Raw genomic sequence first — 7,550 nt, forward strand, 5'->3', positions numbered from 1 at the left:
GCCGGCCCCAGGGGGGGGGGGGCAGAGGAATGCGGGTCCACCAGCAGGCGCACCCCCACGCCCCCACACACCCCACCCCCCCCCCCCGCGGGGCGGGCGGGGGGGGGCGGTGGCGTGGCGGTCAGAGTTGCTGGCCGAGGTGGATGAGCCAGTTGATCCAGGCGACTGCGGCCCCGGCGAGGACTGCTGCGCCCAGGGCAACGAGGACGCCTGCTCGGGCTTTGGCGGCGACGCTGGTGTTGCCGGTTCCGGTGGCGATGGCCCAGATGATGGCGGAGACGATGATCATGACGACCGCGATGATCAGGACGATGGTGAGGGCGGCGCCGATGACGGTCTTGAGGTCGCCGACGCCGCTCAGGCCGTCGAAGTTGGGGAACACGTTCATGTCAGGGCTCCTTCTTTGACGGTGATGTGGAGGTGGTCGTAGTGGCCGCCTGTGATGTCGGTGGGGTCGTGCATGCCGCCGCCGTTGTAGGGGCGCCAGCCCTCGGCGTCGCGGTCGATGTTCCAGATGGTGCCCTGCCAGATGAGGTACTGGACGCCGAGCGTCTTGGCGTGGTCTTTGACCCAGTTGGTGACCTCCCACCCGGCCTTCAGCTGTGCCGGGGTGGGGCGTTTCCCGATGGGGTTGCCGAAGGTGATGTCGCAGGCCCGACCGAGTGGGTGCTCGGACTTGGTGCCGGTGCGCGGTGAGTAGCAGGACCACGAGGTGTCGGGGAAGGCCTGCTTCGTCTGGGCCATGACGTAGGCCATGCGCGCGGTGATCTGCCCATCCGTGGTCGGATCATTCACCAACTTGTCGGGGTTTCCTCCGGGGAAGGCGGCGGGGTCGCCCGCCGTGCTGGAGGTCGAGCAGCCGTGGCTGTCAGTGCCGCCGGTGGCATCGGGCAGGTCCGCAGCGTGGTGCTGGTTCAGCCAGGGGGCGGGGTCGACGGCCTCACTATTGGTGCCACCAGGGCGGACCTCGAAGTGCAGGTGAGGTCCTGTGGAGTGCCCGGAGGAGCCGACGTCGCCGATGTGCTGGCCCGCGGTCACCTTCTGCCCCGGGGTGACGTGGATTCCGGTTGCCCACATGTGGATGTACGCCGTGGCGAGGGTGGCGCCGTCGATGTGGTGTTCGATGACGATGATCCCGCCGCCCGCCTCGGTGTAGCGGGCGACGGTGACGGTGCCGTCGGCGGCGGCCATGATGGGCGTGCCCTGCGGTGCGGCGAGGTCGATGCCGGAGTGGATGCGGGATTCCCCGTTGATCGGGTCGACCCTTGGCCCGAACTTCGAGGTCTGCACCCAGGTGCCCTCCGGAAGTGGAAAGACCACCCGGGAGGTCTCACCCGTCACCGCCGGTTTCGCGCCAGAGCCGCGCCCGCTACGGGTGAGGGTGGTGAGGATCTTCTCGGCGACGGGCGCGTAGTTGTCGTACCGGTCGGGGAAGGCGGAGACTTCCACGGCCTGGGCGGCCTCTCCTGTGCCCATCTGCTCCCAGCCGGGAATGTCCAGCAGGCCGCGGGGCGAGGGGTAGTTGGGGCCTTTGGGTCCGCCGAAGAACGCCTTGACCTGGTAGGTGGGGTCCATGAGCTGCTTGACGGTGCCCCAGCCGGATTGGGGACGCATCTGGAACAGGCCGAGACTGTCGTGGTCTCCACCGTTCCCGTCGTTTGGGTAGTTCCCGGATTCGGGGTAGGTGCCGGTGTTGGCGAGCATCCGCAGTGTTGACTCGGTGAGCGCTGCCATGAGGGCGATCTGGAGTCCGTCGCGGGTGACGCCGTCGATTGTGGAGCCTTCGGTGATGATGGTCGCGGCGTGGGTGAGCTGCTGGTGGTTGAGCGTGAATGTCTCCCCAGCCGCGGTGGTCACCTCCAGCGAATCCGGGACGTTCCCGACGCTGACGCCCGGGCTGCCGGTGGTGGTGCAGGCGGCGTTGGCGGCCGGGTTCATGACCAGAGCGACGCCGACGAGTCCGAGGGTGGGCCCAAGGAACATGAGAGCGGCGGCGAGGATGGCGAGCTTCTTCAACATGACGTAGCTCCCTTCTCAGTTCAGGGGGTTGTCAAGCCCGGACAGGCGCAGCAGGTAGCAGTCGCTACCAGACGGGCAGGCGATGAACAGCGTGAACGCGACGTCCCGTTCTGCCGAGGTCGGTTTCCCGTTCCAGGTGCCGTCGCGGTGGCGGGTGCCGTGGATCGTGTAGGCGGTGGCACCCGCGGGGAGCTGGCCGGGATGCGCCTGTTGGACGGCCTGCGCCCATGAGTCCGGGACCCGGATCGAGTCGATGGTGAGGGTCTGAGCAGTGGCGTAGAGGCGCAGCTTGGCCCAGGCCTCACGGGTGGGCAGGTAGGTGGCGATGTCGGCTGCGAGTCCTGCCTGCTCGGCCCCGGTCGGGTCGCCAACGTCCAGGAGGGCGGCGGTGTAGTCCAGGGGCATGAGCGCGGTGGTGGTGTCCCAGGTGAACAGGGCGTGGGCGACATTGCCCGCGAACGTCTCCGGGTCCCGTCTGGCCCGAACCGGAGGCACCACCGGGCGCGACGGGGCCTGTGAAACTTCGGGTGATGGCGCCGTGGAGGCAGGTTCTGCCGGTGTCGGGGCCGGGCTCTCGGTCGGCGCGCCGTTGGGGCCGGTGAGAAGTCCGTAGGCGCCGAACACCACCAGCAACACCACGGCGGTTCCGGTGGCGATGAGGGCGATGAGTCGGCGCCGGGCACGTGCGTCAGCAGGTGTCTTCATGACCGGCAGGTGCGCCACGCGCCCCCGACGCGTCAGATGGCCGTGAGCCTGGGCCGCTGTCCGACATCTGCGGGGCTGGCGAGGGCGGTGCGGATCTGGTCGGCGAAGGCCGTGGCCTGATCGACGAACGTGAAGAACTCGTCGATCTCGGTGCGAGTGAGCTTGTCGACCAGGACCGCGACGTCGAAGTGGTCCCACCAGCCAGGTGTGAAGGACTGCCAGGTGTGGACGAACGTGCGAGGAGGCCACGCCTCCCGATCCTCAACGACGGGCGCCTTCGGCCGCGACGAGGCTGAACGGCGTTTGCCTGCGGTGCGCTGCTCGGCGTGGAGTTTGGCGAGCGCCTCCTCGGCCAGGCGCGCGGCGTCCTGTGAGCGGGAGGTGGCGGCAGTGGTGGTGAGGTCGCGGACCCGCTGCCAGGCCGGATGCACGGCCGCACCCTGCTCGATCTGCTCCAGCTCCAGTTCTGCCTGACGGCGGACCTGCTCGGGCTGGCCGGGATCGTTGGCAGTGTCTTGGAGCCAGGTGACCTTGTCCAGCGTGGCGTAGGAGGCGCCGCCGGGGATCATGTCGGCGGCCTGCTTCCTGCGCTCCCCAGAAGACTCTGACGGTCCCGCAAATTTTGCGGGACCGTCGTCTCCGGGCTGATGCTCACTGGAGAACCGCGTCGCCTCTTGGCGTCGTTCAGCGTCTTCGCGCAGCAGGTCGGTGATCTCCCGGTAGAGGGTGGCCTGCTCCAATTGGGTGAGCGGCTTGTGGAGCACGTTGTCGTCCTGCTCGGCCAGCAGGTGTGCGAGCGGGTCTGAGATGCCTGAGCGTACCCAGACTCGGACGGTGTCCCACCCGAGCTGCCTGATCGCCCCGAGCCTGCGCGCTCCGCAGACGAGGACGCCGTCGGGGGTGATGGTGATCGGCTGGAGCAGCCCGTACCTGTCGATGGAGGCGGCCAGGGTGTCGAGGTCTCCGAGGTCGTGGCGGTGGCGTGCCCCGATCTGGATCGAACTCACGGTCCGTTCCAGTTCGATGTGCCCGTCGGTGGCGGCCATGGCATGTCACCTGGCCCTGCCTGGGGCCGCCAGGGCGATGGAGAGGATGAGGTCTTCATCGTGGAGGATCGAGCAGATGGGTTCCCCGATGACCAGGCGCATGAGAATCCCTCGCCCCGCAGGCATGGCCTGCAAGGCAGGGTGAGGATTCCCGAGCAGGGCGTGGAGCAGGACCGCCCAGGTGTCGCGCGTCAGGTCCAGGAACGCCAGGGCGTACTTGTCGTGGCGCAGCGCCTCGTATGCGGAGAGTCTGGAATGGGTGCGTGAGAGAGCGGTGGTCACGTAGTGGATCGCGGTCCGGGCCGTGTCGGGCGGCCAGCCCAGCCCGGTGAACAACGCGACGCACTCATCGACCGCGTTCAGGGCCGACAACTCCTGGGCCTGCGGCCCGGTGTCGTCACGGTCATCCTCGGTGTCGGGGTCGTCGATATGGTCGTAGACGTGGAAGGAAGGGTGGTAGTCCGACAGTGGGGTCTCCCGGTCGGACATTCTCTCGGGGTCGTGGACATCCTCGTACTTGCGGCGCCGGGCCTGATGCGTTGAGCACAGCAGACCTTGGCCGCGTTCCTCGGCCATGCAGGACAGTTGGACGGCGTGGGTGACCACGGCCCAGGGGTCCCGCGCGGTGCGGGTGGATTCGTTGCGCATCGCTTCGAAGGCGGCGCTGGCGGCCTCCCACGGGTCGAGCCCGTGTTTGCGGGCGAGCCCTGCGTACTTGTCGGCCGCGAAGGCGACGAGTGCACCGGCGGTGGGGTCGTGCTCCCAGCTGGCAGGGCCCGCCTCGTGGAGCCGGACGAGGACGTGGCGCAGGCCCTCACTGGTCGTGAAGTCCTCGCCATGCTCAGGGTGCGTGATCGTGGTGGTCATGGTTGCTGGCACCTCCTTGACCCGTAGGTGCGCACCGGCTCCCACACCGCCAAGCGAGCGGGGCAACGGGCGACCTTGCGGGTCGGGCCGCTGGGGGTCAGGGGATGCCGACCGCATCGCGGGTGGTCGCGCGGTCCGCGTGCCCGCGGCCGAACGCGGAGACCGGTGGGAGCCTGCGCGCTCGTACCGCCAGGGCTCGTGCGCTCGTGGTGGCGGCGTGGCGGGATCGGCGGGCCATGTCGGCCTGGAAGTCGATCCCCGCGCGCGCCACGCGCGAGCCGGTTCGGGCCATCAGGTCGGTGGGACGCACCCACTCCACCCCGCTCCCCACTCGATGCTCTCGGCTCAGCGCGGGGTCGACGGCCGGATCGACCCTGCGAGACGTGTGGCTGGCTTCGATGGCGTCCGGTGTGCCCGTGGCGCCAGCGATGTCCCCGATCATTGGGTCTGGGGTCTGCTCGTCGGTATTCATGACTTCTCCTCGTGGATGGGGGCCTGATCACTCAGGCCCGCGGATATGTCGTTCGTGTCCGTCTCGTCGGCAGACACGTCGTCTACTGGGGCGTCTGCGACGGTGTGGGCGGTGAGCCAGCGGCCGACCGTGGAGGGGTGGACGTCGAGCTGGCGGGCGATCTGCTTGTTCGGCCACCCCAACTCGTGCAGGGCCGCGGCGCGCTCGCGTCGATCCGCCGAAGACTCCAAGCCGAGTACGTAGCTGATGGATGCGGGTTCGCTGCTGGGGTCGTCGGAAGTTGGCGCAGGTGACGTCAGAATTTCGGGACGGGCCAGGTCCGCTGACGTTGCGTCGTCGATGTCGGGCCACGCGCGGAGCGCAGCATCGGGAGGTTCCGCTGTGGCGTGAGGTTCGGGTGGTCGGGTGAGGATGACGGTCAGGTGGGTGATGGCCAGGAGCACGACGGGAGGGACCGCGGCAACGGCACCGGCGAGAATGCTGGGGACGTCGGCGTCGGCGGCGATGACGGCGTGGATGGCGTTGGCCGTCACCGAGACGCTGGCCCCGCCGATCAGTAGCGCCCAGGGATACCAGGAGGTGCGAGTTCCGGCCAGGGCGACGACGGCGACGGTGGCGACGACGATGATGCCGTCCACGATCAGCGGCCACGCCCACGCCTGCCCTGCCCCGATCCCTGAGCGCCGCGCGAGATCGGCGAGCGAGGTGAAAGACAACCAGAAGGCGCCCGCGGCGATGAACACGGTCCCCGCGACCGCCGTCATCACCGCCCAGCGGTGCCCCGTGATCGCGTTCATGGCAGGCTCCGAACCGGGCTCGCCGCTCTGGGCGGCGGATGCTCCAACGCCGCAGGCGCAGCACTGAGGCTGGTGGGTGCGGTGGTGACGGTGCGGTAGGCCGAACGCACCGTCACTGTCACTTCGCGCACGGAGAGCCCCGCCTGACCACCGGCAGTGGTGAGCACGTCGAGAGTTTGGCCCGGCGGGACGTGGTGTTCGGCCATGGTGCAGGCGGCCCAGAACAATCCGTGATTGCGTTCGCCCTCTTGAAGGCGTCCGACCCAGGCGGCGAGACGTTCAACATCGACCCCGTGATCCATCGCCTGCGACGGGGGGCCGTGTGTCCGCGGTGGTGGTGGATCGAGGAAACGGCGCAGCCGCCTCGCATCCAGTGGCTGCGGCTGGTCGCGGGTCACCTGCTCCAGCCGATAGGAACAGCGCTGGCCGTCGATGACTCTGCTGGACGGAGGGGCGATGATGTAACCGCCGTCGCCGCGGAAGTCGATGCCTGCCCGTGCGGCTTGCCACGAGCGTTGTTCGGTGCCCGGGGTGGCTGGGTAGTAGGCGTGGAGCCCGTCACTGGGCGTCTGGATGAGGGCTTCCCACCCCGTCAAGAGTCCGGCACGGTCGGAGCGATCCAAGGCGACGTAGCCGTTGGCGGGCCCGTGGACATCCACGTCGACCACGACGACACCCGAGCGGGCGCCGGTAGGCATCCCGACATTCGCCCCTGGAGTCGACGCCCACCAGTGGCGGATCTGAGCATGGCTCGTGGTGGCGTCGTGGAATCCGTGCCGGGTCAGCGGCTGCTTGCCGTTGACAGCGACGGGGAACACGGGAATTCCAGCAGATGCCATCGCCATCGCCGCCTCGCCCGTCGAGGCTCCAGGCGGCATGCGCATCAGCGTCTGTGTGAACGCGGACAGGCCGGGCATCACAGGCTCCTGGCCTCAGCGAGCACCGGTTCCCGCCGTGCCGGTGCCGCCCGATCCGCAGCAGCAGGCTGTCTCGGGGCGTCGCGGGTGGGGGTGTCGCGTTCGAGCCCGGGTGGGGTGCCGTTGCCGACCTGGGCGGTGTCGAGCTGATCCAGGATCTTCAGGGCGACCGACCGGACGCGCTCGCCGGTGGCTTTGACAACCTCGGCAGGCTCGCGTCCCTCCACCTGGGCGGCCCAGGTGGAGACGTACGGGATCGTGTAGCTCGACGTGTCCATGCCATGCGCGGCGCCCACCATGAGGGCGACGGATTCTGCCTCGACCTCGCCGATCCCGCGATGCTGCCGAGCCTCCTGATTGTCCGGCCCATGCATCAGGACATGGCCCAGCTCGTGGGCCAGAGTCTTGACCCGCGCCGCCGCATCCATGTCCGCCCGGACGGTCACGGTGTGGGCGAGGTAGTCGGTGACCCCGTTCGCCCCATGAATCAGCGAGGCCGACGCGGCGTCGGTCAGGGCGAACCCTGCGGCCTTCACCTGCGCGGCGAGCCCTTCCCACAAGCCTTCTGGGGCTTCGCCTTCCAGCAGCTTGGGGCGTGGGGGCTCGGGGATGTGGTCGCCTGCGGTCTGGGAGGCGTCCCACACGTAGGCCGGGCGCACCCCGACCATCTTCGAGCGCACCGTCTCACCGGGCCGGGGCTTGTCGAACTTGCCGAGCCTGCGCCACG

The 7,550-nt window shown here is 69.2% G+C and carries 9 protein-coding genes; all 9 read right to left on the reverse strand.

The window, feature by feature from the left end; genetic code table 11:
* Window positions 1-121: 121 nt before the first annotated feature.
* The gene (locus ABF648_RS11455) at window positions 122-388 is read right to left on the reverse strand and encodes a DUF6112 family protein (protein ID WP_097799551.1); all 267 of its coding nucleotides are present in this window, start codon (window positions 386-388) and stop codon (window positions 122-124) included.
* A complete protein-coding gene (locus ABF648_RS11460) occupies window positions 385-2,019 on the reverse strand; it encodes a M23 family metallopeptidase (RefSeq protein WP_415632385.1) in 1,635 nt (544 codons plus the stop codon). The genes ABF648_RS11455 and ABF648_RS11460 overlap by 4 nt, the downstream gene beginning before the upstream one ends.
* A 15-nt stretch (window positions 2,020-2,034) precedes the next feature.
* A complete protein-coding gene (locus ABF648_RS11465; RefSeq protein ID WP_062820879.1) occupies window positions 2,035-2,724 on the reverse strand; it encodes a hypothetical protein in 690 nt (229 codons plus the stop codon).
* 32 nt (window positions 2,725-2,756) lie between these two features.
* Window positions 2,757-3,770: a ParB N-terminal domain-containing protein gene (locus tag ABF648_RS11470; RefSeq protein ID WP_062820564.1), complete on the reverse strand. Its 1,014-nt coding sequence runs from the start codon at window positions 3,768-3,770 to the stop codon at window positions 2,757-2,759.
* A 6-nt stretch (window positions 3,771-3,776) separates the two neighbouring features.
* The gene (locus tag ABF648_RS11475) at window positions 3,777-4,637 is read right to left on the reverse strand and encodes a hypothetical protein (RefSeq protein WP_415632386.1); all 861 of its coding nucleotides are present in this window, start codon (window positions 4,635-4,637) and stop codon (window positions 3,777-3,779) included.
* A gap of 97 nt (window positions 4,638-4,734) precedes the next feature.
* Window positions 4,735-5,109, reverse strand: coding sequence for a hypothetical protein (locus ABF648_RS11480; RefSeq protein ID WP_062820566.1), 375 nt, complete (start codon window positions 5,107-5,109; stop codon window positions 4,735-4,737).
* Entirely contained in the window at window positions 5,106-5,906 is an 801-nt protein-coding gene (locus ABF648_RS11485; RefSeq protein ID WP_236082488.1) for a DUF2637 domain-containing protein, read from the reverse strand. The genes ABF648_RS11480 and ABF648_RS11485 overlap by 4 nt, the downstream gene beginning before the upstream one ends.
* Complete coding sequence (locus tag ABF648_RS11490) at window positions 5,903-6,823, reverse strand: bifunctional DNA primase/polymerase (RefSeq protein ID WP_415632387.1); 921 nt, start codon at window positions 6,821-6,823, stop codon at window positions 5,903-5,905. The genes ABF648_RS11485 and ABF648_RS11490 overlap by 4 nt, the downstream gene beginning before the upstream one ends.
* Window positions 6,823-7,550 (reverse strand): ImmA/IrrE family metallo-endopeptidase (locus ABF648_RS11495; RefSeq protein ID WP_415632388.1); only part of this gene is annotated, 728 nt, incomplete at its 5' end. The genes ABF648_RS11490 and ABF648_RS11495, both read right to left, overlap by 1 nt.

The organism is Propionibacterium sp., assembly GCF_047719395.1.
Classification (GTDB): domain Bacteria; phylum Actinomycetota; class Actinomycetes; order Propionibacteriales; family Propionibacteriaceae; genus Propionibacterium.